General features: G+C 56.2%; 20 protein-coding genes. 12 read left to right on the top strand and 8 right to left on the bottom strand.

Annotation, left to right across the window (positions count from 1 at the left end; all coding sequences use genetic code 11):
* Positions 1-157: 157 nt before the first annotated feature.
* The 5 genes from hflK (RGV06_RS14415) (at position 158) to cfaB (ending at position 7,385) form a co-directional block, all read left to right on the top strand.
* Positions 158-2,092: a protease modulator HflK gene (gene hflK, locus RGV06_RS14415; RefSeq protein ID WP_019826892.1), complete on the top strand. Its 1,935-nt coding sequence runs from the start codon at positions 158-160 to the stop codon at positions 2,090-2,092.
* Between the two features lie 116 nt (positions 2,093-2,208).
* The gene (gene hflC, locus RGV06_RS14410) at positions 2,209-3,117 is read left to right on the top strand and encodes a protease modulator HflC (protein WP_416194581.1); all 909 of its coding nucleotides are present in this window, start codon (positions 2,209-2,211) and stop codon (positions 3,115-3,117) included.
* Positions 3,114-4,172: a protease modulator HflK gene (hflK, locus tag RGV06_RS14405; RefSeq protein WP_322150282.1), complete on the top strand. Its 1,059-nt coding sequence runs from the start codon at positions 3,114-3,116 to the stop codon at positions 4,170-4,172. The genes hflC and hflK (RGV06_RS14405) overlap by 4 nt, the downstream gene beginning before the upstream one ends.
* Entirely contained in the window at positions 4,169-6,085 is a 1,917-nt protein-coding gene (locus tag RGV06_RS14400) for a cation-translocating P-type ATPase (protein WP_322150280.1), read from the top strand. Before hflK (RGV06_RS14405) ends, RGV06_RS14400 begins: the two co-directional genes overlap by 4 nt.
* Before the next feature lie 115 nt (positions 6,086-6,200).
* Positions 6,201-7,385 (top strand): C17 cyclopropane fatty acid synthase CfaB, encoded by a 1,185-nt coding sequence (gene cfaB / locus RGV06_RS14395; RefSeq protein WP_019826897.1) that lies wholly within the window; start codon positions 6,201-6,203, stop codon positions 7,383-7,385.
* 72 nt (positions 7,386-7,457) lie between these two features.
* On the opposite strand, the gene cls is transcribed toward cfaB, so the two are convergent.
* On the bottom strand, positions 7,458-8,897 hold the full coding sequence (gene cls, locus RGV06_RS14390) for a cardiolipin synthase (RefSeq protein ID WP_322150277.1): 1,440 nt from the start codon (positions 8,895-8,897) through the stop codon (positions 7,458-7,460).
* A gap of 138 nt (positions 8,898-9,035) precedes the next feature.
* Here cls and RGV06_RS14385 point away from each other — a divergent pair, with 138 nt between their 5' ends.
* Positions 9,036-9,554, top strand: a complete 519-nt coding sequence (locus RGV06_RS14385) for a DUF3617 domain-containing protein (protein WP_322150275.1) — start codon at positions 9,036-9,038, stop codon at positions 9,552-9,554.
* Here RGV06_RS14385 and RGV06_RS14380 read toward each other — a convergent pair whose 3' ends face one another.
* Both RGV06_RS14380 and folE2 read right to left on the bottom strand, forming a co-directional pair.
* Complete coding sequence (locus RGV06_RS14380) at positions 9,555-10,115, bottom strand: DapH/DapD/GlmU-related protein (RefSeq protein WP_019826904.1); 561 nt, start codon at positions 10,113-10,115, stop codon at positions 9,555-9,557. It abuts the gene before it with no gap.
* On the bottom strand, positions 10,112-11,008 hold the full coding sequence (gene folE2, locus RGV06_RS14375; RefSeq protein WP_019826906.1) for a GTP cyclohydrolase FolE2: 897 nt from the start codon (positions 11,006-11,008) through the stop codon (positions 10,112-10,114). Before folE2 ends, RGV06_RS14380 begins: the two co-directional genes overlap by 4 nt.
* Before the next feature lie 147 nt (positions 11,009-11,155).
* On the opposite strand from folE2, the gene zigA reads away from it, so the two are divergent.
* From zigA to RGV06_RS14360, 3 genes are read left to right on the top strand one after another with little or no spacing between them, the layout of a single operon-like run.
* Complete coding sequence (gene zigA, locus RGV06_RS14370) at positions 11,156-12,364, top strand: zinc metallochaperone GTPase ZigA (RefSeq protein WP_322150273.1); 1,209 nt, start codon at positions 11,156-11,158, stop codon at positions 12,362-12,364.
* Positions 12,364-13,014 carry a DUF1826 domain-containing protein gene (locus RGV06_RS14365; protein WP_198821812.1) on the top strand — a complete coding sequence of 217 codons (651 nt, stop codon included), beginning with the start codon at positions 12,364-12,366 and terminating at the stop codon, positions 13,012-13,014. Before zigA ends, RGV06_RS14365 begins: the two co-directional genes overlap by 1 nt.
* Before the next feature lie 39 nt (positions 13,015-13,053).
* On the top strand, positions 13,054-14,028 hold the full coding sequence (locus RGV06_RS14360; protein WP_322150271.1) for a CobW family GTP-binding protein: 975 nt from the start codon (positions 13,054-13,056) through the stop codon (positions 14,026-14,028).
* A 197-nt stretch (positions 14,029-14,225) separates the two neighbouring features.
* Here RGV06_RS14360 and RGV06_RS14355 read toward each other — a convergent pair whose 3' ends face one another.
* The gene (locus tag RGV06_RS14355; protein ID WP_019826913.1) at positions 14,226-14,627 is read right to left on the bottom strand and encodes a DUF3301 domain-containing protein; all 402 of its coding nucleotides are present in this window, start codon (positions 14,625-14,627) and stop codon (positions 14,226-14,228) included.
* 113 nt (positions 14,628-14,740) lie between these two features.
* Between RGV06_RS14355 and pdxY the strand changes: the two genes are divergently transcribed.
* Positions 14,741-15,613: a pyridoxal kinase PdxY gene (pdxY, locus tag RGV06_RS14350; RefSeq protein WP_019826915.1), complete on the top strand. Its 873-nt coding sequence runs from the start codon at positions 14,741-14,743 to the stop codon at positions 15,611-15,613.
* Positions 15,614-15,688: 75 nt separating this feature from the next.
* Here pdxY and RGV06_RS14345 read toward each other — a convergent pair whose 3' ends face one another.
* Complete coding sequence (locus tag RGV06_RS14345; RefSeq protein ID WP_019826917.1) at positions 15,689-16,174, bottom strand: acyl-CoA thioesterase; 486 nt, start codon at positions 16,172-16,174, stop codon at positions 15,689-15,691.
* A gap of 287 nt (positions 16,175-16,461) precedes the next feature.
* Between RGV06_RS14345 and RGV06_RS14340 the strand changes: the two genes are divergently transcribed.
* Entirely contained in the window at positions 16,462-18,222 is a 1,761-nt protein-coding gene (locus RGV06_RS14340) for a cation:proton antiporter (protein WP_048352455.1), read from the top strand.
* A gap of 43 nt (positions 18,223-18,265) precedes the next feature.
* On the opposite strand, the gene RGV06_RS14335 is transcribed toward RGV06_RS14340, so the two are convergent.
* The 3 genes from RGV06_RS14335 to uvrD form a co-directional block, all read right to left on the bottom strand.
* Entirely contained in the window at positions 18,266-18,673 is a 408-nt protein-coding gene (locus tag RGV06_RS14335) for an SMI1/KNR4 family protein (RefSeq protein ID WP_016782918.1), read from the bottom strand.
* 134 nt (positions 18,674-18,807) lie between these two features.
* Entirely contained in the window at positions 18,808-19,665 is an 858-nt protein-coding gene (locus tag RGV06_RS14330; protein WP_019826921.1) for a Tim44 domain-containing protein, read from the bottom strand.
* 265 nt (positions 19,666-19,930) lie between these two features.
* On the bottom strand, positions 19,931-22,114 hold the full coding sequence (gene uvrD / locus RGV06_RS14325; RefSeq protein ID WP_019826923.1) for a DNA helicase II: 2,184 nt from the start codon (positions 22,112-22,114) through the stop codon (positions 19,931-19,933).
* A 191-nt stretch (positions 22,115-22,305) separates the two neighbouring features.
* Between uvrD and RGV06_RS14320 the strand changes: the two genes are divergently transcribed.
* On the top strand, positions 22,306-23,841 hold the full coding sequence (locus RGV06_RS14320; RefSeq protein ID WP_019826924.1) for a putative bifunctional diguanylate cyclase/phosphodiesterase: 1,536 nt from the start codon (positions 22,306-22,308) through the stop codon (positions 23,839-23,841).
* The last annotated feature ends 153 nt before the right edge of the window (positions 23,842-23,994 follow it).

The following is a 23,994-nucleotide window of genomic DNA, read 5'->3' as shown; positions in this document are numbered from 1 at the left end:
TGTTTTTGGATACACCGGGTTGCCTGCATCGCGGGTAAGTCCGGCTCCCACAGGATTTGCGCGCTCTATCCAGCAAAGATGAAGAATGCGTAAGCTGGACAAAAGTTTCATCATTTCTGCGATATCGTTACTAGATATTTCATAAGTGAGAATGTCCATGCGCGTCGATTTAGATGCCGAGGAGGGTGGCCTTGAGTCTCTACCTCGATTTCAAAGCGCCGGCGTTCAGGCTCGTCAGCTTTATCGGTCAGGGTTTTTACTGGCTGCTTTAGCGATCATGGCCTGGGCGCTGGCGTTTTTTATTGGTCTGTTTTCGTCGCAGTCGCTGTGGCCTGTACTACTGGGTAACAACGCAGCAGCCATGCTGGTGCTGGCGGCAGGGGCTCAATCGGCCTACTGGGTTGCGAGTTGGCGCCAGGCTGCCCTCCACACGGTCCCAGATGTGACCGAGCAGGTACCGGATCTACAAATGAGCGGTATCGACCGCTTGAGCCAACGATTTACTGCCGGGATGCAACATGTGCTGGCCACTATCGGTGCGCCTGTCTTATGGCTCGCCGGGCTGGGCGCCACGGCCTGGTGGAGTGTGCAGCACACCTGGAACATGGCACTGCCGGGTGTGGCGTTGGGTACCTGGGGCAGCATCGGTGCAGGCGTTGCGGTTCTAATGGCGTTTGCGTTGCTTGTGTTCGAGCGGTATCTGGCGCAGCAACTGCCCGCTCAATGGCCTGAAGCCCGTTGGCTGGCACCGCTGGTTCGCGTGCCCATCCTGACGTTATTACTGAGCGCCTTATGCCTGTTATTCAGTAGCGACGATGCGTTATGGCCATCCCGTTTAGCCGTATTGACAGGACTGTTGCCGGCGGCGGTGGCCATTGAGTACGTCTTGCGTGCTGTGGCGGCGCTGTTCAGTCCGCGTCGCGACACGTTTGAACCCCGCATGATTGCGCAAAGCTTTGTCGCGGGCATGTTGCGTTGGCCCCCTCAGCCATTATTGGCGCTGCAACTCGAACTGCATAACCGCTTTGGCATCGATCTGCGCCAGATCTGGGCGTTTACGTACATGCGTAAAGCGTTCTTCCCGGTGCTGGCGGTGGTTATCGTGACCGGCTGGGCACTGAGCGGTGTGAACGAAATCCCGCTGCAAGGTCGCGGCATTTATGAGCGCTTCGGTGAACCGGTCGACGTGTTGGGGCCGGGTTTGCACGCAGGTTTGCCGTGGCCTTTGGGGCGGGTGTTGACGGTCGAAAATGGTGGGGTACATGAACTGGCGACTAGCACCGAATCGTCGTCCGATCCGTTGCTCACGCCTGCTGATGGCTTGCCTCCACTTAGCGCCAATCGGTTGTGGGACGCCACCCATGTGAACGACAAGTCCCAGGTGATTGCCAGCGACAGTGGCGACAAGCAGGGCTTTCAGATCGTCAACATGGACGTCCGTTTTGTGTACCGCATTGGGCTGAGCGACCATGCCGCCATTGCGGCTACTTACCACAGCAATGATGTACCCACGCTGATCCGCAGTACCGCGAGCCGCATTCTGGTACACGACTTTGCCTCGCGTACGCTCGATGGTGTGCTCGGTGAGCAGCGCAGTGCGTTGGCCGATGATATCGGTCGTGCCGTTCAAGCCGATCTGGATTCCCTCGACAGCGGCGTCGAAATTCTCGCCACTGTGGTCGAAGCCATCCATCCCCCGGCCGGTGCAGCCAATGCCTATCACGGTGTCCAGGCTGCACAAATCAGTGCCCAGGCCCTGATTGCCCGGGAGCGGGGGGCGGCGAGCGAGCAAAGCAACGTCGCGCAATTACAGGCCAGCATCTTGCTGGACCAGGCCCATGCGCTGGCGCGTGAAGTAAACGCCACCGCACAGACGGCTGACCTGCGCTTTGGCGCCGAACAAAAAGCCTACGCCAGCGCCGGCCATGCGTTCCTGCTGGAGCAGTACTTGAGCCAATTAAGCCTGGGGCTGAACAACGCCAAATTGCTGATCCTCGACCATCGCCTCGGGGGCAGCAGCACGCCGACCCTCGATCTGCGTTCTTTCACGCTGCCGGCCGATCCTGTCGCGCCGCGTAAAGTTGCTCAGTAAGGAGCTTTCTTGTGTCTCAATCTCATGATCACAACGGCCATCATCATGGCTGTGCACACCACGGCCATCACCATCATGGCGACGCCCACGAGCCGAGCCCGTTCCCGTGGAGACGCATGGGTTGGGCGGCGCTGCTGGTGCTGTTCGCCATGGCCGCTGCAAGCCTGGTGCAAGTACGTTCTGGCGAAGCCACGGTCATCACCCGCTTTGGCAACCCGGCCCGGGTGCTGCTGGAACCGGGTTTGGGTTGGCGCTGGCCGGCACCGTTTGAAGTCAGCGTGCCGGTAGACTTGCGTCTGCGCACCACGTCCAGTGGCCTGCAAGACGTGGGCACCCGCGACGGTTTGCGGATTATTGTGCAAGCCTACGTGGCCTGGCAGGTACAACCTGATGCCGAGAATGTGCAGCGCTTCATGCGTGCCGTGCAAAATCAGCCGGAAGAAGCGGCCCGGCAGATTCGCACTTTTGTCGGCTCTGCACTGGAAACCACAACCGCTAGCTTTGATCTTTCAAGCCTGGTGAATACGGATGCCAGTAAGGTCAAGATTGCCGATTTTGAAGCGCAATTGCGCCAGCAGATCGAACAGCAGCTGCTCAGCACTTATGGGGTACGCGTGCTGCAAGTAGGCGTGGAGCGGCTGACATTGCCGTCGGTCACGCTCACGGCCACGGTCGATCGCATGCGTGCCGAACGCGAAACAATTGCCACTGAGCGCACCGCTGTGGGCAAACGCGAAGCAGCGCAAATTCGTTCAGCAGCCGAGCGCGATGCGCGAATTCTCCAGGCCGATGCCGGCATCAAAGCTGCTGACATTGAAGCCCAATCCCGGGTCGAAGCCGCTCAGATTTACGGCCGGGCCTATGCCAGTTCGCCTGAGCTGTACAACGAACTGCGCTCCCTCGATACGCTGGGCACGATGGTCAATCCGGGCACTAAAATTATTCTGCGCACCGATGCCGCACCGTTTCGAGTATTGGTAGACGGGCCACCCAAGCTGGATACCAAGACTGGATCACAGCAATGAGCCACCCATCTGAGCAGACAAAAAAAGCCAGCAGCCCGTGGCAGCAAGCCGGACGGCTGGCTTTTTTGGGCCTGTACGCGGTTACGATTTTCGCCGCTGTGGCGTGGGGGGTTTCTAACGTGCGCCAGATAGATCCGCAAAACCGCGCTGTGGTGTTACGCCTGGGCGCGCTGGACCGTATTCAAAATGCCGGTTTGCTGTTGGCGTGGCCAAGGCCTTTCGAGCAAGTAGTGATCGTTCCTGCTGCAGACCGTGTGAGTGAACGCCGGGTAGAAAACCTCCTGCGTTCTGATGCTGCGCTGCAGGCAGACCGGGTGGCTACGTTTGCTACGCCGATCAACGATGCGTTGGCCGGCTCCGGGTATTTGCTGACCGGCGATGCGGGTGTGGTGCAACTGGATGTGCGGGTGTTTTACAACGTCACCGAACCCTACGCGTTTGTGCTGCAAGGTGAACACGTCCTGCCAGCGCTGGATCGATTGGTGACCCGTAGCGCGGTGGCTCTGACGGCTGCTCGCGACCTGGACACCATTCTGGTGGCACGTCCCGAACTGATAGGCAGTGACAGCCAGGCGGCGGAACGCCGCGAGCGTTTGCGCGGTGATTTGGTACAGGGCATCAATCAGCAACTTGCAGCCCTGAGTGCGACAGGCCAGAGCCTGGGCCTGGACGTTGTGCGCGTTGATGTGCAATCCAGTTTGCCGGGGCCTGCAGTGAATGCCTTCAACGCGGTACTGACGGCCAGTCAGCACGCCGAACAAGCGGTGGCAACAGCCCGTAATGAAGCTGCCAAAGTTATCCAGTCCGCCACGCAACAAGCTGACCGCAGTGTCGAGCAGGCCCAGGCTCAGGCCAGTGAACGTTTGGCCCGCGCTCAGGCGGACACATCCACCATCATCAATTTGGCCAAGGTGCAGCGCGCCGGTAATGACCCGGGCTTGATGCTACGTCTGTACCGCGAACGCATGCCGCACATTTTGGGGCAGGCCGGTTCTGTCACCAGCGTTGACCCTAATGATGATTCCCGCCTGATTATTCAGGGAGCCGAACAATGAGCACGTCCGCGACACAACCTGCCGTCAGCCTGCTGTCCGGCGCCGAGCAACGCAGCGCAGCGCGCCAATTGACCCTGGCCATGCTGGCGCTGGGCTTGTTGGGTTTGGGGTTGGTATGGCGCTGGTTGCTGCCGACACAAATGGGCGTCAGTCAGTTACTGCTTGGTGTCGCGTCACTACTGGTGGCTATACCGGTGATGCGTTCGGCCTGGTACAGCCTGCGTTATCCAAGCCTGCACGGGATCACTGACCAGTTGATTGCTTTGGCCATGCTCGGAGCCTGGACTACGGGAGATTTACTGACGGCGGCCCTGTTGCCGATCATCATGATTTTTGGCCACGTACTTGAAGAGCGCAGTGTGATCGGCTCACAGGAAGCGATCCACGCATTGGGCAAACTGACCCGCAGTCAGGCGCGTTTATTTCAGGCGGACGGCAGTTTGCTGGAAGTCGACAACGCCACCCTCAAGAGCGGTGATGAGGTGGAGGTGCGCGCCGGCGACCGAGTGCCCGCCGATGGTGTGGTGCTGGCGGGGCAGGCCAGTCTCGACACCGCCTCGATTACCGGGGAGTCGGTGCCGCTTGAGGTCAGTAGTGGCATGCCGATCTTTGGTGGTGCGATCAACCTGGATGGCTTGCTGCGTGTTCAAGTCACGCGTACTGGCGAGGAGTCGACGCTGGGCAAGGTCATCGCCCTGATGCAAAACGCCGAGCGCGCCAAGCCACCGATTACCCGATTGCTTGAGCGCTATGCCGGTGGCTACATGGTGTTGGTATTGATGATTGCAGCCGTGACCTGGTTCACCACCAACGACGCTCAGGCGATGCTCGCAGTGTTGGTAGCAGCATGCCCTTGTGCATTGGTGTTGTCGGCACCCGCCACGGCGATTGCCGGAATTGCCGTCGCTGCGCGTCACGGCATTCTGATCCGCAGCTCGGCATTTCTCGAAGAGTTGGCGGACCTCACTTCGTTGGTGGTGGATAAAACCGGAACCCTGACGTACGGCACCCTGCGCTTGCTGGCTATTGAGACCGACGTCGCCGAGCAACAACCGCTGTTGCAACTGGCCGCCAGTTTGGGCGCAGCCAGCAGCCACCCGGTGAGCCGGGCCTTGGCCGCAGTGGTGAGTCACGAGCAGATGCTCACTCTGAATGACGTTCGCGAGCGTCAAGGGTTGGGCGTCGTGGCGACCACCGAGCGGGGTGAAGCCGCTTTGGGCCGCCCTGAGTTATTTAGCCAGTTGGGTATCTGCACGACCTCCGTGCCGGAGCACGACGGGCCCATTGCCGGGCTATCGCTCAATGGCAACTTTCTGGGTTGGTTGCTGCTGGCGGACAGCATCAAACCTGAAGCCCGGCAGGCGTTGAGCGAACTGCGCGAGCTTGGGCTTGGGCGTCAGGTGTTGCTGACCGGTGATCGCCAGAGTGTGGCTGAGCAGTTGGCACATACCGTCGGTATCAGCGAAGTTCAGGCGCAGGCACTTCCCGAAGACAAACTTGATCGCGTTTTAAGTGAAATCGACAACGGTTTTCGGCCCATGGTGGTAGGTGATGGCATCAACGATTCGCTGGCGCTCAAGGCCGGTGTGGTCGGGGTTGCCATGGGCGCAGGCGGGGCGGATATCGCGCTGGCGTCATCGGACATCGTGTTGATAGGGAGTGACTTGCGGCGGCTGGGAACCTGCGTGCGCCTGAGTCGCGAGTGTCGTCATACGTTGCAGGTCAACGTGATCATCGGTTTGGGCTGGACCTTGGCCATCGTGGCTGGCGCGGCGTTTGGCTGGCTGGGTGCGGCCGGCGCAATGATTGCTGCCGTGTTGCATAACCTCAGCACGTTACTGGTATTGGGTAATGCAGGGCGTTTGTTGAGGTTTCATGAGCCTTTGGTGGCGCTTAAGCCTCCCGGGGCATGATTTAGATAAGGGGGCTGTACCCGCTCTAGTGCACACCTCATGGTCCATGAAACTGACAGCGTACGTTATTCGTCTAACCTATAGTTTTGATATCTGAACTGAAGGAGGAACACAGATGCTCGCGCAACTTCCGCCGGCCTTACAGAAACTTCAACTTCCATTACGGCTAAGGCTGTGGGACGGTCACGAGTTCAATTTTGGCCCGACACCCAGCGTCACGATTGTGGTCAAGGACCCAACTCTGGTGGCTCAATTTACCCATCCCAGTCTGGACCTTCTGGGCAGTGCTTTTGTTGAGGGTCGGCTTGAACTGGAAGGCTCTATCAGCGAAGCCATTCGCGTGTGCGATGAATTGAGTCAGGCATTGTTGGACGATGAGGACGACACTCCACCGCCTCGCGTTCATCACGACAAAGCCACGGATGCCGAGTCCATTTCGTATCACTACGATCTCTCCAACGACTTTTACCAGTTGTGGCTCGACCGAGACATGGCCTATTCCTGTGGGTATTTCGAAACCGGGGAAGAGAGCCTGGATGAAGCACAGCAAGCCAAGTTCCGCCTGCTGTGTCGCAAGCTGCGGCTCAAACCCGGCGAATATTTATTGGATGTTGGTTGTGGGTGGGGCGGGCTGGCGCGTTTTGCCGCGAGGGAGTACGGGGTCAAGGTATTCGGAATCACCCTGAGCAAAGAACAACTCACATTGGCTCGCGAGCGGGTTAACGCCGAAGGCTTGCAGGACAAAGTTGATCTGCAACTGCTGGACTATCGGGATCTGCCCCAAGATGGGCGGTTCGATAAAATTGTCAGCGTCGGGATGTTCGAACACGTGGGGCACGCCAACCTTCGCGAGTATTGCGAGATTCTGTCCAAGGCCGTGCGTGAGGGCGGACTGGTGATGAATCACGGGATTACCTCCAAGCACACCGATGGTCGTCAGGTAGGACGGGGAGCAGGAGATTTCATCGACCGTTATGTGTTCCCCAACGGGGAGTTGCCGCATCTGTCGATGATGACTGCCGAGATCAGCGAGGCGGGACTGGAAGTGGTGGATGTCGAAAGTTTGCGCCTGCATTACGCGCGCACACTGGAGCACTGGAGCCAGCGTCTTGAGCAAAACCTTGAGGCTGCAGCCAAACAAGTACCGGAACAAGCGCTGCGTATTTGGCGGCTGTATCTGGCTGGGTGTGCCTATGCCTTTGCTCATGGGTGGATCAACATCGACCAGATTCTGGCGACCAAGCCACATGCCGATGGCTCGCTGGAGCTGCCACCGACCCGAGCGGATATTTATCGCTGACAGCTTTTTACAAAGTAGAGAAAAGGCCGTGACGTCAACAGACCACCCTGGACTGGAGCGTCACGGCCTTTTTTATAGAACAGGCGAAACCAGGCGGGCGATTCGCATGCCCAGTTGCTGCAATCGATGTGTGGCCTTGATATCCGCTTCAGTGATTTCGCGGGCCAGCGCGAAGTCATCGAGCAGCATATGCTCGACCTCTCTGGCGAACGCTTCGTCGACCGTAAGCAGCATCACTTCAAAGTTGAGACGGAACGAACGGTTGTCCATATTGGCACTGCCAATGGCGCTGATTTCGTCATCCACCAACACCACTTTTTGATGCACAAAACCGGGTTGATAACGGAAGATCCGCACGCCTGCGTGAACCGCTTCGAAGGCGTAAAGGCTGGATGCTGCATACACAATTTTATGGTCCGGGCGCGAAGGTATCAGGATCCGTACATCGACACCCCGCAGTACGGCGAGCCTCAAGGCTGAGAACACCGCCTCATCGGGAACAAAGTAGGGGGTCGTAATCCACACCCTGTGATTGGCGGCATGGATGGCTTCCACGAAAAACAACGAACAGGTCTCGTACGGATCTGCAGGACCGCTGGCCAGAAACTGGCAGAGTACGCCACCGTCCGGATAGCTTTGAGGCAGGATCAGGGGGGGCAGTTTGCGCGCAGCCCAGAACCAGTCTTCCGCAAAGGACTCCTGCAGGCAGGCCACCACCGGTCCGGTGACCTCGACATGGGTATCGCGCCATGGAGACAACGGTGGCTTCGCCCCAAGGTATTCATCCCCTACGTTGTGCCCTCCAACAAAGCCCCGCACCCCGTCTACAACGACCACTTTTCGGTGGTTCCGAAAGTTCACCTGGAAGCGACTGATCCAACCGCCATGTGTGGCAAATGCATACGTTTGAACACCGCCTGCGCGCAAAGACTCGGCATAACTGTTGGGCAGGGCATGACTGCCGATACTGTCATAGAGCAGATGCACCGCGACCCCTTGAGCTGCTTTTTCCAGGAGCAGTGCATGCAGCTTCATCCCCAACACATCGTCGTGAACGATGAAGAACTGGACCAGCACGACTTCTTTTGAAGCGCGGATGGCTTCAAAAATAGCGTCGAATGTAGCTGTGCCGTTTATTAACAAACGCACGTTGTTGTTTGCCAGGCAGGGCATGCGCCCCAACCTGGGCATCGCCCGTAACGAGGCATAAGCTTTTGAGTTGCGTGCAGCGAGTGCTTCTTCAACCCAAGGTCGCCAGCTCAGGTGAGTGATGGCTTCGCGCATCTCCTGATTGGCATCACGCCGGGCGCGAATGTAATCGTCAAACGTACTGCGCCCAAAAATCAGATACGGAATGAGTGTGAAGTATGGAATGAAGAACAATGACATGGCCCAGGCAATCGAGCCTTGGGCCGTCCTGACGGTTAAGACCGCATGTACGGCAGCAATCAAGCCTAAGCTGTGGATTAATAAAATCAGATAACCAAATACGTGCGGGCCTAGATAATCCATGCGTATCCTTGCTCCTCAATGTTCAATGCAAATGACAGACTGACCACGTTCTGTTGTGAATGTCCCTGTTTAGGGTGCTGGTTGCAACACTCGCCCTTTTTCGACGTCTAACGCTGACAATTGCGTAGGAGTTATTTGATGAATGTTCGTCTGCTTGGGTTGTTCATGGCCTGTGGTTTGTCGATCCCGGTGGCTCAGGCCCAAATGCTGCAGCCTGGGCTTTGGGAGCTCAGCTCCAGCAATATGCAGGTAGACGGCCAACAATTACCTGAACTGCAGGTAATGTTAGGCCAATTACAGAATATGCTGACCCCGGAACAAAAAGCCCAATTGGAGAGCCAGGGGCTAACCATGGCGGGTAAAGGTGTTCGTGTCTGCCTCACCCCTGATCAAGTGAAAACAGATGACATCCCGCTGACGGATCCCAAGTCGGGATGTAATCAGCAGATCACTGAGCGTAGTGGAAATCAGTGGAAGTTTCGCTTTAGTTGTCCAAAAGCCAAGGGCGCAGGTGTGGCAACTTTTGCCAGTGATCGTGAGTTCACCACCCAAGTTAATGGCACCTTTAACGCGACCGGGATTCAGCAGAAGGGCAGCATGGATACCCGTGCTGTCTGGTTGGGTCAAAACTGTGGAACAGTCAAACCGCGCACTTGATTAGAACTCGTTTTGCAGCGCTTTATAACCGCGCACCAGATCGACATTGGTGCGGGCTACATCTTCTGAAAACTCCGATGCACTGACACTGACCGGGGCAAATTGGCTCAGGTCAGTGTTTGGCCCGATACGGGTCGTGGACGGTACGTAAAAATTATCCGGCAGGTCGCGGCCATCGACGACCGAGTTATGCCGTACCACACACCCGTCCCCCAACTCGCAATTGAACAGCACACTGTTGAAACCGATAAACACTCGATCACCTACACGGCAGGGGCCGTGAACGATGGAGCGGTGTGCTATCGAAGTGCTCTCACCAATAGTGACTGCCGCACCGGACTTCGAGTGAATCACCACCCCGTCCTGGATATTGGAATTGGCACCGATAGTGATCGCAAGCATGCCACCCTGACTGTCCACCTCGTCGGCGCGTATCACGGCATATGGCCCGACAAATACGTTTTCGCCAATGACTACCTTGCCGCAAATAATCGCGGTTCTATCTACGTACGCTGACTCAGCAATCTGGGGTAAATCACCGGACGGGTTCTTGCGGATCATCGTGTTCTCCAGTTCCAGTGACTCTCGGCCACGGCATCATGGCTATGCAAACTTTCGGCGTGTACCACTTTTAAGTTGAAGCCTTTAACGCCTGGTACAACCTTTAAAGCGACATTCAGTCGGCGTGCTGCATCCTCACAGAACATCAGGTTTTGACCATTTGCTAACGCGAAGGCTTGTTCATCCGCACGCTTCACTGCCGTTTGTACGGCGGTACCCAATGCGCCTTCTGCTTCATCGATAAGCATGTTGATCGGGAAATGCTGCAGTTCAGTGCTGAGGAGAGTCTGCAAATAGGCGGTGCTGCGCTGGCTATGGGGTGTTGCAACAATGCCCTGCGCACTGCCAAGCCAGGTTAAAACTTCGGCGTGTTGGAGTGGTTTGTTGGCGAAGTCATTGACGAATTGTTGCTGGATTAACTGCCTGGCCAATGCCGCTGAGCACGGGCAAGTCGATGAGTAATCCACCTCAATTTTTAGTTCCACGTGGAACATTCCGTTTTTCAGGGACGCATCGATACTCACTGGGTAACTCTTCCAACCACTCAAAGGGCTGACTAAAGCGGGGCGTTTAAGCAGTACGTGGGTGTGAATTCGCAGGTAGGCGCAGATCGATAAATCGTCATGGCTATCGAGAAATTGCTGCAAAACTTTTTTAAAAACGAGAGGGTTCAGGTCCTGCGACTCGAGTACTTTTAGCGCTAAATAAAGTCGCGACATATGAATCCCACGGGCTTCACCGTCATCCAGGCTCACACCTGCATCGGCTGTTGCGGTGAGTCTCTGACCGTCAATCACAACAGGCAGCGCAATACCGCACATTCCAACCCATTCTAGTGGGACAGCTTGTCGGGCGTTTTGTGACGCAATGTCGGGAAGGGTGAGGGCATTCATAGGGGCTTCCATCGAGGGAGTGGGTGTTTTGTTACTTAATAACAATTCTAATACTTTGTATTGTTATAATATATCATTATCGACGATCGAAAATGATCGAGCCAACAAGCGGGCGCTTTGACCTGCCAATCCTGATGAGGAACTCCCATGTCTAAACGTCTGCCGGTGACAGTGCTGTCCGGATTTCTCGGAGCAGGAAAAAGCACCCTGCTAAATTATATTTTGCGTAACCGCGACAACTTGCGCGTGGCGGTGATCGTTAACGACATGAGCGAAATAAATATTGATGGCGGAGCCGTTCAGCGCGACGTGACCTTGAATCGTGCTGAAGAAAAACTCGTCGAAATGAGCAATGGCTGCATCTGCTGCACCCTGCGGGAAGACTTGCTGGAGGAGGTCAGTGCATTGGCAAAGGACGGACGATTTGATTATTTATTGATCGAATCGACGGGTATTTCAGAGCCTCTGCCAGTGGCCGAAACCTTTACTTTCCGTGACGAAGCGGGCCAAAGCCTGGCTGATGTTGCCCGTCTGGACACCATGGTCACGGTGGTGGACGGCCTTAGTTTCTTGCAGGATTTTCAAGCCGCAGAGAGCCTGGACTCACGGGGCGAAACGCTTGGAGAATCCGACGAGCGGTCAATTACTGATTTGTTGATTGAGCAAATCGAGTTCGCTGACGTTATTTTGATCAGCAAAATTGACCTGATCAGTCGTGCCGACAGGCAGGAATTAATCGCCATTTTGCAGCGCCTGAATGCTCAGGCAGAAATCATTCCCATGGTCATGGGTGAAGTCCCGCTGCATAAAATTCTCGATACCGGACGCTTTGATTTTGAGCGTGCGGCGCAGGCACCCGGCTGGTTGCAAGAATTGCGCGGTGAGCATGTACCTGAAACCGACGAATATGGCATTGCTTCCAGCGCCTACCGCGCTCGTCGTCCGTTTCACCCCGAGCGTTTTTATAATTTTATCGAGCGTCCCTGGACCAACGGCAAGCTGCTGCGCTCCAAAGGCTTTTTCTGGCTGGCCAGCAAGTATCAGGAAGCGGGCAGTTGGTCCCAGGCAGGCGGCCTGATGCGCTATGGATTTGCCGGGCGCTGGTGGCGCTTTGTACCCCGTGACCAATGGCCGCACGATCCGCAAACCCGAGCGGAAATTCTTCAAAAATGGCTGCCAGACACTGCAGATTGCCGTCAGGAGTTGGTGTTTATAGGCCAGCACATCGATTTCTCCCTTCTCACGCTTGAACTCGACGCCTGCTTGCTCAGCGATGCTGAGATGGCATTGGGGGAAGCGAGCTGGAAACAACTGAATGATCCGTTTGGTGAATGGCATGAAGAGGTGGCTGCATGATGAACGCTTATGCCCCTACAGCGCTGCCTTTGACCCATCAGGCCTGCGGGCAAACCCCGGAGGTCATGACGAAGATTCTCGACGAAAACGTCAATCTGGCCCTCTGGCAGCGTCAGTTGCCTGTGCATATCGTTGATTTCGGGGCTCTATTGCTTTCGCTTGATGAGCCATTGGCTGACGCCATTGTTGTTGAAATGCCCAATGAAAAAGCTCAGCCCAACCTGCAGGGGCTTGCCTCAAGGTTCAATGATCTGGAGGGCTATGCAGGCTTCATTGCCGATGTTTCCTGGCTGGTGAGTGCCTATGCGTGCCTGTTGGGCGCAAAACGCATTGGGCTGCGTCTCAGGGCGCTGGATAAGGCCATGTGCCCACGATTTCATGTGGACCACGTACCTGTGCGACTTATTACCACTTATGCGGGAATTGGCAGCCAATGGTTGGAAGAGGGTGTGATGGAGCGTTCGCAGCTGGGCCATCAGCAGGCCGAGCCAACCCGGGCGGGGTTGATCCAGCAAGTCAATGCCGGTGAGGTAGCTTTGCTCAAAGGCGAAAAGTGGCAGGGCAATGAGGGTGCGGGCTTGATTCATCGTTCGCCAGCATTGGCGCCGGGCGAGCGCCGATTGATTTTGACCCTCGATTGGCTGGCCTGAGGCATATTGCTGCTTTGATCCACACAGAAGCTGGCGATCATGTTGCAGAACATACCCACCCACGTGATTGCCGGGCCACTCGGCGCCGGCAAAACCAGTCTGATCCAGCACCTGATGGCGCAAAAACCCGCCCACGAGCGCTGGGCAGTGCTGGTGAATGAATTCGGTCAAATAGGTTTGGATGCGGCCCTGATGAGTCAGGGAGACGATGCAATTGCCATTGCCGAAGTGGCGGGCGGTTGCGTGTGCTGCGTCAATGGCGCGCCTTTTCAGATCGGCTTGAGCCGTCTATTACGCAAGGCTCGCCCCGATCGATTGTTTATTGAACCTTCCGGTTTGGGTCACCCCGTACAGATTTTGAAGCAACTCAGTGAGGCGCCCTGGCTGGGTGTTTTGGCGTTGCAGCCGTGCGTCATGGTGCTCGATGCACAGGCCTTGGCCCAAGACAAACCTTTGCCAGAAACCCAGAAAGAAGCCCTGAAAAGTGCTGGTTTAGTGGTCATGAATAAATCTAATAGTGTCCCAAATGAGCAACGTGAGCAGATTGCATGCAGCCTGCCAAAGTGCCCTGTTTTATGGGTCGAGCATGGCCGCATCCCTTTAAATACGCTGCCTGCAGCCTGTATGAATGATTCTCATGCTGTGGATAACTCTTTGATTTATAAGGATTTTAATCAAATCGGCAGCGTCTTTTCAGACCCTCTCACGCCCATTGTAATGACTCAGCTTCAGCCCGAAGCCTGGAGTGTGGGGTGGCGTTGGCATGCCTCTCGACAGTTTGATTTAGGTTTGCTGCAGCTGTGGCTTGAAAGCCTCAATTGGCGCCGTGCCAAGTTGGTCATTCATGGCTCGGCGGGCTGGTTTTCAAGTAATTCTGTGGATAACTCGATCGCTGAGTGGAAACCGAGTGAGTGGCGCAGGGATTCACGCCTCGAATTAATCTTTGATCACCCCCAAGACCTGGATTTGCTTCGCTCGGGGCTGGAAAACTGCCTGAAAAAGGACGTTTTTTAGGGAGTGGGTGGACGGCGAGAGCAAGAAAGCGGGACGTTTTACCTGATTCTGTGCTGGTAAAATTGTCCTACAAGGTTAAGTGTGCGCATTGATTTCCCTTGGCTAAAAACCATGAGAAGTGTCTATCTCAATGGTTTTAGCCTGTTTTGCAGGGAAGTTATCCACAGGTGCTTTGCAGGTGAGGCGTGTGAGGGGACTCAGTGGCGGGTCTTGCTGTGTTCCTGACGCCACTGGCTAAGCTCAATCACTTGAGCGCTGGGAATCTCGCTTGGCTCAGGCTCGGTTTGGAACGGATAGGGCGGCAGTTCGATTTTTGCGCTATGGGCACCGAACTGGGTAATGGTCCCGGTATGACGCTGATCCCCAGTGACCGTGAATTCGAAGTTATACACACGGGCCAGGCGTTTGTTGCCGTTGGCATCGGGTATCAAGCCGATTTTTTTGAGTGCCACGTTTTCATCCAGCAACTCGATATCGAGATTTTTGCAGTGCTGTTTGACGCGTTCCAGCGCCCGCTCGCGCAAACCGTGGTTGTGCCATAGCCAGGCTGCGCCAGTGGCCAGTAGCATCAGCACAAACATATTTCCTAAGGTCAGCATTACATGTGCTCCAACAGATTGTGCTCAGCTTAACTGCGTCTTCAACCTGTCGTACAGGCCGCGTTTCGTCGCATACTGCGTGGCTTGAATCCACCCGTAGTCTGGAATCCGGCATGAAACGTACACCTCATTTACTCGCCATCCAATCCCACGTGGTTTTCGGCCATGCCGGCAACAGCGCAGCCGTTTTCCCTATGCAGCGTGTGGGGGTGAATGTCTGGCCTCTGAACACGGTGCAGTTCTCCAACCACACTCAGTATGGTCAGTGGACAGGCGAAGTGTTGGCTCCTGAGCAAATTCCTTCACTTGTTGACGGAATTGCCGCCATCGGTGAGCTGGGCAACTGTGATGCGGTGTTGTCCGGTTACCTGGGCAGTGCGGCTCAGGGGCGAGCAATTTTGAGTGGCGTGGCGCGTATCAAGGCAGTTAATCCCCATGCGCTGTACCTGTGTGACCCGGTGATGGGCCACCCGGAGAAAGGTTGCATCGTCCCCCAGGAGGTCAGTGATTTCCTGCTTGAAGAAGCTGTCGCGATGGCAGATTTTTTGTGCCCCAATCAGCTGGAACTGGACAGTTTTTGCGGTCGCCATCCGCAATCGTTGTTTGACTGCCTGGCGATGGCCCGCAGCCTGCTGGCCCGCGGCCCTAAAGCGGTGCTGGTGAAGCATTTGTCATATCCCGGCAAGCCGGCAGAAAGTTTTGAGATGCTGCTGGTAACGGCAGAAGGGAACTGGCACTTGCGCCGTCCATTGTTGGCTTTCCCGCGTCAGCCGGTGGGTGTCGGCGATCTGACGTCAGGATTATTTCTAGCGCGGGTATTGCTGGGCGACAGCCTGCTGGCTGCTTTTGAATTCACAGCAGCGGCGGTGCACGAGGTGCTGCTGGAAACCCAGGCCTGTACCAGCTACGAATTGCAGCTGGTCCGGTCCCAGGACCGCATCGCTCATCCGCGTGTGCGGTTTGAGGCAGTGCCGATCAGTTTGTAAGCATATTCGGTTTTTTTGTGGGAGCGAGCCTGCTCGCGAACGACCTTCGCGACCAGGCCCGCTCCCACAGGTCATTTACACCGTCTCGTCTTTCAACTCACGATAACGCTGCTCCAGTTCCTGACGGATCTGGCGACGTTGCTTGCCCTGAATAAAGCGACGTTTGTCTTCACTGTTCAACGGCTGTAGCGGTGGTACAGCGGCCGGTTTACGGTCGTCGTCCACGGCTACCATCGTGAAGAAACAGCTATTGGTGTGGCGCACTGAGCGTTCACGGATATTTTCGGTTACGACCTTGATGCCAACTTCCATCGAGGTGTTGCCGGTGTAGTTGACCGATGCAAGAAAGGTCACCAGCTCACCGACATGAATCGGTTCGCGAAAAATAACCTGATCCACCGACAAGGTGACCACATAACGCCCCGCATAGCGGCTGGCGCAGGCGTAAGCGACTTCATCGAGGTACTTGAGCAGGGTTCCGCCGTGAACATTGCCAGAAAAATTGGCCATGTCCGGGGTCATCAAGACCGTCATCGACAGTTGGGCGTTTCCGGGTTCCATAGCAGCAGGCTCGTGGTTGTGTAGCAGCAGTGAAATGGGTATCTCTGAGGATACTTGTCGATTTTTGAAACAGTTATTAACGGGACGTTGCCGTTTTGACTGCCGTCACGCCCATATCCATCTGTTTCCATATATTGCACCGCCTTTCTGCTGGAAGTCGCGGTGTTAACCTGCAAAAGCCCATTAGTCGGGTAATTCCTACATTTTAAACGGTCGATACGCACAGCCAAACAGGCGGCGTCTGTCGTCTTGTTGTCTGGTGACAATTAAACAAGGAGCGCCATGCCATGCATGCCATCAGTTTTATTCAGGATCTGGCAGTCATCATGCTGGTTGCAGGTGTGGTGACGATTCTTTTTCACAGGTTCAAGCAGCCGGTGGTGCTGGGGTACATCGTTGCGGGATTTATTATTGGCCCGCACACCCCGCCGTTTGGCCTGATCCACGATGAAGAAACGATCAAGACCCTGGCCGAGCTGGGGGTTATTTTCTTGATGTTCTGCCTGGGGCTGGAGTTCAGCCTGCGCAAGTTGTTCAAGGTCGGAGCCACTGCCTTTATTGCAGCGTTTATGGAAATTACGCTGATGATCTGGATCGGCTACGAAATTGGCCGCTGGTTTGATTGGAACACCATGGATTCGCTGTTTTTAGGCGCAATTCTGGCCATTTCGTCGACCACCATCATCGTCAAAGCCCTTAACGACCTGAAAATGAAGAACGAGCGCTTCGCACAGCTGATTTTTGGCGTGCTCATCGTTGAAGATATTTTAGGTATCGGAATCATTGCGCTGCTGTCGAGTATCGCTGTCAGCGGCAGTGTCAGCCCCGAAGAAGTTTTTTCGACGGTCGGTAAATTGTCGTTGTTCATGATTGTGGCGCTGGTTATTGGCATTTTGCTGGTGCCGCGTGTGCTGGCCTATGTGGCTAAATTCGAAAGTAATGAAATGCTGCTGATCACCGTGCTGGGGCTGTGTTTTGGCTTCTGCCTGCTGGTGGTCAAGCTGGAATACAGCATGGTGCTCGGGGCGTTTTTGATCGGGGCGATCATGGCCGAATCCCGTCAGTTGCTGAAAATCGAGCGCCTGATTGAGCCGGTTCGTGATTTGTTCAGTGCGATTTTCTTCGTCGCCATCGGGCTGATGCTCGACCCGGCAATCCTGCTGGAATACGCGGTGCCAATTGTGGTGATCACCATTGCGGTGGTGCTGGGCAAGATGCTGTCCTGCGGGCTTGGAGCATTTATCGCAGGTAATGACGGACGCACATCACTGCGAGTTGGGATGGGGCTTTCTCAGATTGGGGAGTTTTCTTTCATCATCGCGGCACTGGGTATGACATTGCAGGTCACCAGCAGCTTCCTGTACCCCGTAGCGGTGGCTGTGTCCGTATTGACGACCCTGATGACGCCTTACTTGATTCGCGCCGCAGACCCGCTCTCGCTCAAGCTGGCACAGGTGGTGCCTGGTCGTGTGTCACGGGTGTTCGGGCTCTATGGCGAATGGCTGCGCAGTATTCAGCCGCAGGGAGAAGGGGCCTTGTTGGCCGCGATGATCCGAAAAATATTGATGCAAGTGGGCGTTAACCTGGCGCTGGTCATCGCTATTTTCTTCGCGGGTGGTTACTTCGCCCCCCGGATCGGCCGTTTCTTGCAGGGCTGGATCCTGGAGCCGAGCTGGCAAAAAGGGATTATCTGGGGCGTGGCCTTGTTGCTGTCACTGCCGTTTTTGATTGCGGCGTATCGAAAGCTCAAAGCGTTGTCGATGCTCCTGGCGGAGATGGGGGTCAAGCCGGAAATGGCCGGGCGCCACACTCAGCGCGTGCGTCGAGTGATCTCAGAAGTGATCCCGATCTTGTCGTTGCTGGTGATCTTTCTGCTGTTGTCAGCATTGTCAGCGAGCATCTTGCCCACCAATGAGTTGCTGATCGTAATTGCAGTGGTCGCGGCGGGGGTGGCTGCGCTGTTGTGGCGCTGGTTTATCCGGATTCATACGCGCATGCAGGTTGCACTGCTGGAGACGCTGGATAACCACAAGGAAGGGGGGCACTGACAACCCGCTGACCAATGGCTGGAAAGCGGGTATCAAGCAGGTATCAGCTTTCCAGCCAGACGTCGCGCGCCCAGTGCCAGACCGATTCCCATGTTTCTTCGGTAACGAGTTCTTCTTCGCCGGACCACAGCACCACGGTGCCGTCTTCTTCTACGCAGTAGTAGTCGTCACCGTCCTGGCAAATAGGGATCAAGCTGCGATCAACGCCGGCATCCCAAGCGTTGGCTGCCACTTCCGGCAGGTAGGTGTGTGATTGTGGATCGGTCACGGTGACCGGCTCCAGGCTGCCATACACCACGTCACTGACGGTCAGCAGAAACTCTCTGAAGACAAACGGGATATCAATGAACAGCTGTTCTTCGATTTCCACCAACTGGTCTTCTTCAGGCAGTTCCAGAGGAACTGGTACAGGCTCGTTTTTTTCGCGTAGCTCTTCAATGATCTCTTCCACGACCTCAATCCTCATGCTCTATGGCGCGGTTTATATGACGCGCTTTATACAGTAGCTCGTTATAAGTGCAATCGTGAAATGCAAAGCCCCGGACAAGTCCGGGGCTTTGGTTAACGCATGTGTTACTGGCGGGATCAGCCGTTCTGGCGGATACCTGCTACCAGCCAAGGCTGGTTGTCACCTTGCTGACGCTCCATGTTCCAGCTTTCGCTGAAGGCTTCGCCCTGGTCAAAGCGCGAGTTTTTCGACACGCCGCTGAAGGTCAAGGTTGCGATGGTTTTGTCTGCACGATCATCCAGGCCGTCCAGTTGCACGGTCAGGTTGTCGATGTAGGTGGACTGGAAGCCATCGCCCAGCTCAGCGCGTTCACGCTTGAGGAAGTCGAGCATCTGCGGGGTTACGAACTCGGCGATCTTGTCCATTTCGTTGGCATCCCAGTGTTGTTGCAGGGACTGGAAATGGTTGCGCGCAGCTTCAAGAAAGTTCTGCTCATTGAACCAGGCCGGTGCATTGATCACCGGACGGGCCGCAGGAGCAGCCGAACCGCCACCGAAGAACGACGAAGGTGCAGGCTTGGCGTCAAAGGCTTCGCGTTGCAGTGGAGCGTGACCTGCAGGGGCCATCATCTCGGATTGTTGCTTGCGACGACGGGCCGCGATAAAGCGGAAGATCAGGAAGGCGATGACCGCCATGATCAGGATGTCGAAGAACTGCATGCCCTCGAAGCCGCCGCCCATGAACATGGACGCCAACAGGCCGCCGGCTGCGAGGCCAGCCAGAGGGCCGAGCCAGCGCGAAGCACCACCGGCTTTAGCGGCGGCGCCTGCAGCACCGGCAGCTGCGGCAGGAGCAGCAGCTGGAGCGGCCTGACGCGTTTGGTGGCTAGGCGCTGCACCAGCGCTTTTGCCGCCGCCGAAGCGCTTGGCGTTCGCGTCGAGGCTCATCGTCAAACCGATGCACAACGCCATGGCGATGCTAAGAAAACGTTTCATAAGGGGTTCCCATTTGTGGATACACGCGCGCCATGTTGCACAGGTGAGGTGTGACTGGCTAGGCGTGAAGTGTTTCGGGCTTTTTCCTACTTATCTGTAAGAGACAGATTTTTTTACTGTAGGACGCATTGATGTGGGAGCGGGCTTGCTCGCGATTCCCGGCACTCGGTGCATCTGATACACCGAGTGCCGGGAATCGCGAGCAAGCCCGCTCCCACCGTTATCTATCAATCCAGCCTATTCCCGCAAAGCTGTCGGGTTGCTGTCAGACCGCTTCAAGTTTGGCGTAACCCATCATCAGCCACTTGCTGCCTTCCGAGAAGTTCACTTGAACCCGGGCCTGTGCGCCTGCGCCTTCGAAGTTGAGGATGACGCCTTCGCCGAAGACTGCGTGCTTAACCATCTGGCCGAGTTTGAATTCGGTCTCTGGAATCTCTGAGCCACCAAACAGGTTGCTGGCGCTCTGCTTTTGACCTCCTCCGAAAGGACGGCTGACGCTGTTGGACAGTCGAACTTCTTGAATCAGGCCTTTAGGCACTTCTCGCACGAAGCGCGAAACCTTGTTGTAGGTCTCGCTACCGTACAGGCGTCGGGTTTCAGCGTAAGTCATAACCAGATTTTGCATGGCGCGGGTAATACCCACGTAAGCCAAGCGCCGTTCCTCTTCAAGGCGACCGGGTTCTTCCAGGCTCATCTTGTGGGGGAACAAGCCTTCTTCCATGCCTACCAGGAACACATACGGAAACTCTAGACCCTTGGCGCTGTGCAGCGTCATCAGCTGGATACCGTCTTCATGCTCTTCGGCCTGGGTATCGCCTGCCTCCAGTGAGGCATGGCCGAGGAAGGCGGCCAATGGCGACAGCTCTTCGTCTTCGTCGTTGCTTTCGAAGTTGCGCGCCGCGCTGACCAGTTCCTCAAGGTTTTCTACCCGGGCCTGGCCTTTTTCGCCTTTTTCCGCCTGGTGGTAGGCAATCAGCCCACTCTGTTCGATCACCGTTTGGGTCATCAGGTGCAGAGGCATGTCCATGACTTTTGCCGCGAGGTTATCGATCAGTTCGATAAAGCCGCTAATGGCACCTGAAGCCCGCCCCGGGAGAGCTTTGTTGGCGATGAGCTGGCGCATGGCCTCCCACATCGACACATCGCTGTGACGTGCGTGCTCGCGAATGGCTTCGACGGTTTTTTCGCCGATACCCCGAGCCGGTACGTTAATGACCCGCTCCAGCGCCGCATCATTGCCACGACCTTCGAGCAGGCGCATGTAAGCCATGGCATTTTTGATTTCTGCGCGCTCGAAGAAGCGCTGGCCACCATAAATGCGGTACGGAATACGTTCGCGCAGCAACGCTTCTTCAAGCACCCGCGATTGGGCGTTGGAACGGTACAGAATGGCGATATCGCTATGGGCCAGGCCGGTTTTAAGGGCGCTCTCGATGGTCTCGACCACGTAGCGCGCCTCATCGTGTTCGTTGAAGGCGGCGTACAAATTGATTGCTTCGCCTTCACCGCCGTCCGTCCACAGCTCTTTGCCCATACGGCCGCTGTTGTTGGCAATCAAGGCGTTGGCCGCTTTGAGGATGCCTGCCGTGGAGCGATAGTTTTGCTCCAGGCGAATAGTCTCGGCATCCGGGAAGTCGGTTGAGTACTGGTAAATGTTCTCGATTTTCGCGCCGCGCCAGCCGTAGATCGACTGGTCGTCATCGCCTACGACCATCAAGCTGTCGCCGCCTTGGGCCAGCAATCGCAACCAGGCGTATTGAACGGCGTTGGTGTCCTGGAATTCGTCCACCAGAATGTGCCGAAAGCGCTTTTGATAGTGCGCCAGCAAGCCCGGGTTGTCGCGCCACAGGTCCAGGGCGCGCAGCAACAACTCGGAAAAGTCGATGACACCGGCGCGTTGGCACGCGATCTCATAGGCTTCATAGATGTTGCGCATGGTGGCCAGGAACAAATCACCACTGGCCTGGATATGTTTGGGACGCAAGCCTTCGTCTTTTTGGCCGTTGATAAACCACTGCGCCTGACGCACAGGCCAGCGTTGTTCATCGAGCCCCAGTTCACGGATCACACGCTTGACCAAACGTTGCTGGTCATCGCTGTCGAGGATCTGGAAGGTCTGGCTCAGACCGGCTTCTTGCCAGTGGGCCCGCAACAGGCGGTGCGCCAGGCCGTGGAAGGTACCGACCCACATACCGGCCGGGTTGATACCCATCAACTGCTCGATGCGGTGACGCATCTCCGCAGCGGCCTTGTTGGTGAAGGTCACCGACAGGACTGAGTGGGGTGACGCGTTCTCGACCTGGATCAACCAGGCGATACGGTGCACCAGCACACGGGTTTTGCCGGAACCTGCGCCGGCCAGAACCAACTGACGCCCAACACTGGCCGTGACGGCCTGACGTTGGGCATCGTTGAGAGAATTTAACAAGAGAGAGAGATCATCGCGCATCGGGGCATTTTAGGGGCTGTTGGCGTTTCATTGCTAGCCACGTAGCGGTCTTGGGCCGAGCGGTCAAAAAGCCTGCCGGTAAATGTACCCAGCCGGTTTCAGCTATTTAATACGGTGTGCGTTTGGTCGCGGGCATAGCTTGTGTATGCTCGGGCGACTTTTTGGCCCCTCTACTGATAAGAATTTCGCCGATGGTTCAGAGTTTAAATTCGCCGGGAATTTTTTTCGGCCTAGGGTTCGGTATTTTTCTGCTTGTGAGTGGTCTTGGTTGGCAAGTAAAACGGATCAATCAGCGTCAAAAGGCTCAGCGCTTGCGCCATCAAGGCCTTTTCGAAGACTTGCAGCAAGCCAATGTCCGCAGTGAACAACTGAACTCTGAGCTTTTGCGCGAAGTAGAGCTGCGCCGTCTCGTTGAGGCACGGGTGCGCCGCCTTGCCCATTTCGATGAGCTAACCGGGCTGGCCAACCGCCTCTTGTTCAAGGAGCGACTGGAAGAGGCCAGTCAGCGAGTTCGCCAGGGCTCGTGCAACCTCACGTTGCTGCACATCAATCTCGATCGTTTCAAATTGCTCAATGACAATCTTGGGCACGAGCTGGCGGATCATGTGTTGCAAAAAATGGCAGAGCGCATAAGCAAGGCCTTGCCTGAGGCCGACACCATTGCGCGGCTCTCGGGTGATGAGTTTGCCGTGCTGTTTGATGCGTACAGCAGCCTGACCAGTCTGGCGCGGGTAGCGACCCGGCTGCTGGAAAGGCTCGGCCGGCCACTGTTGGTTGATGGTCATGAGTTGATCATCAGTGTGTCCATGGGCATCAGTCTGTTACCGGGCAGTGCACGTGACATCACAACCCTGGTCCATCAGGCCAATAAAGCCATGCGCCAGGCCAAGCATCTGGGCGGCGGTACTTTCCAGTTCTACAGTCACAGTCTGCAACACAGCACCCTGGAGCGCTTGCAGCTGGAAAGTCAGCTGCGAAAAGCCATTGCCCTGGGCCAGCTGGATGTTTTTTATCAACCCAAACTCTGTCTGGCGACGGGGCGCCTGCACGCTGCTGAAGCGCTGGTCCGCTGGGATCATCCGCAGTTGGGCAGCGTCCCTCCGAGCGACTTTATCGCCTTGGCCGAGGAGACCGGCCTGATCAGCGCCATCGGAGAATTCGTGTTGCGCGAAGCCTGTCGGCAAGCCTGTGAATGGCAGGGCACAGGGCTGGCGCCGATACGAGTGTCGGTGAACCTGTCGGGGCATCAATTACGCCAGGGCAAGCTGGTCAGCCTGGTGCGTCAGGTGCTCGAAGAAACCGGCCTGGCGCCGCACTGCCTGGAGCTTGAGCTGACAGAAAGCCAGTTGCTCGACAATGTTGAATACGTCATCGCGACCTTCCAGCAATTGCATGAGTTGGGGGTGAAGCTGGCGATTGATGATTTCGGTACCGGTTATTCATCCCTCAGTTACCTCAAACGCTTTGCAGTGGACTACGTGAAGATCGATAAAACCTTTATTCACGGCCTGGGACGCTGCAGTGAGGACGAGGCCATCACGCTTGCGATCATCTCCATGGCCCATAGCCTCGACCTCAAAGTAGTGGCCGAAGGTGTCGAAAACGAGGCGCAGCTGGCATTTCTCAAGGCTCGTCGGTGCGATGAAGTGCAGGGTTACTTGATCAGTCGTCCGGTGAACGCTGCGTACTTTGGCGATTTATTGCGCACTGGTGTAGTGGATTTGTAGTGCCAAAAAGGGCTACATCGCCCTGAAGCTGCATGAATCAAGGGAAAGAGAAGGGGAAGACAGGGTGTATTGGGTGGGCAGAAAGCGAATTCTTGTAGTATAACTACAAGAATGCTACATCCCCGGCGCCCGCCGCTTACAGACCGAGTCCTG

This window comes from Pseudomonas sp. CCI3.1 (genome assembly GCF_034313985.1).
Lineage (GTDB): Bacteria > Pseudomonadota > Gammaproteobacteria > Pseudomonadales > Pseudomonadaceae > Aquipseudomonas > Aquipseudomonas psychrophila.
This window is presented reverse-complemented; position numbering and strand designations above follow the sequence as displayed.

Coding starts and splice junctions, on each gene's coding strand:
- hflK (WP_019826892.1), top strand. CDS start 158: ATGCGCGTCGATTTAGATGCCGAGGAGGGTGGCCTTGAGTCTCTACCT.
- hflC (WP_416194581.1), top strand. CDS start 2,209: ATGGGTTGGGCGGCGCTGCTGGTGCTGTTCGCCATGGCCGCTGCAAGC.
- hflK (WP_322150282.1), top strand. CDS start 3,114: ATGAGCCACCCATCTGAGCAGACAAAAAAAGCCAGCAGCCCGTGGCAG.
- RGV06_RS14400 (WP_322150280.1), top strand. CDS start 4,169: ATGAGCACGTCCGCGACACAACCTGCCGTCAGCCTGCTGTCCGGCGCC.
- cfaB (WP_019826897.1), top strand. CDS start 6,201: ATGCTCGCGCAACTTCCGCCGGCCTTACAGAAACTTCAACTTCCATTA.
- cls (WP_322150277.1), bottom strand. CDS start 8,897: ATGGATTATCTAGGCCCGCACGTATTTGGTTATCTGATTTTATTAATC.
- RGV06_RS14385 (WP_322150275.1), top strand. CDS start 9,036: ATGAATGTTCGTCTGCTTGGGTTGTTCATGGCCTGTGGTTTGTCGATC.
- RGV06_RS14380 (WP_019826904.1), bottom strand. CDS start 10,115: ATGATCCGCAAGAACCCGTCCGGTGATTTACCCCAGATTGCTGAGTCA.
- folE2 (WP_019826906.1), bottom strand. CDS start 11,008: ATGAATGCCCTCACCCTTCCCGACATTGCGTCACAAAACGCCCGACAA.
- zigA (WP_322150273.1), top strand. CDS start 11,156: ATGTCTAAACGTCTGCCGGTGACAGTGCTGTCCGGATTTCTCGGAGCA.
- RGV06_RS14365 (WP_198821812.1), top strand. CDS start 12,364: ATGAACGCTTATGCCCCTACAGCGCTGCCTTTGACCCATCAGGCCTGC.
- RGV06_RS14360 (WP_322150271.1), top strand. CDS start 13,054: ATGTTGCAGAACATACCCACCCACGTGATTGCCGGGCCACTCGGCGCC.
- RGV06_RS14355 (WP_019826913.1), bottom strand. CDS start 14,627: ATGCTGACCTTAGGAAATATGTTTGTGCTGATGCTACTGGCCACTGGC.
- pdxY (WP_019826915.1), top strand. CDS start 14,741: ATGAAACGTACACCTCATTTACTCGCCATCCAATCCCACGTGGTTTTC.
- RGV06_RS14345 (WP_019826917.1), bottom strand. CDS start 16,174: ATGGAACCCGGAAACGCCCAACTGTCGATGACGGTCTTGATGACCCCG.
- RGV06_RS14340 (WP_048352455.1), top strand. CDS start 16,462: ATGCATGCCATCAGTTTTATTCAGGATCTGGCAGTCATCATGCTGGTT.
- RGV06_RS14330 (WP_019826921.1), bottom strand. CDS start 19,665: ATGAAACGTTTTCTTAGCATCGCCATGGCGTTGTGCATCGGTTTGACG.
- uvrD (WP_019826923.1), bottom strand. CDS start 22,114: ATGCGCGATGATCTCTCTCTCTTGTTAAATTCTCTCAACGATGCCCAA.
- RGV06_RS14320 (WP_019826924.1), top strand. CDS start 22,306: ATGGTTCAGAGTTTAAATTCGCCGGGAATTTTTTTCGGCCTAGGGTTC.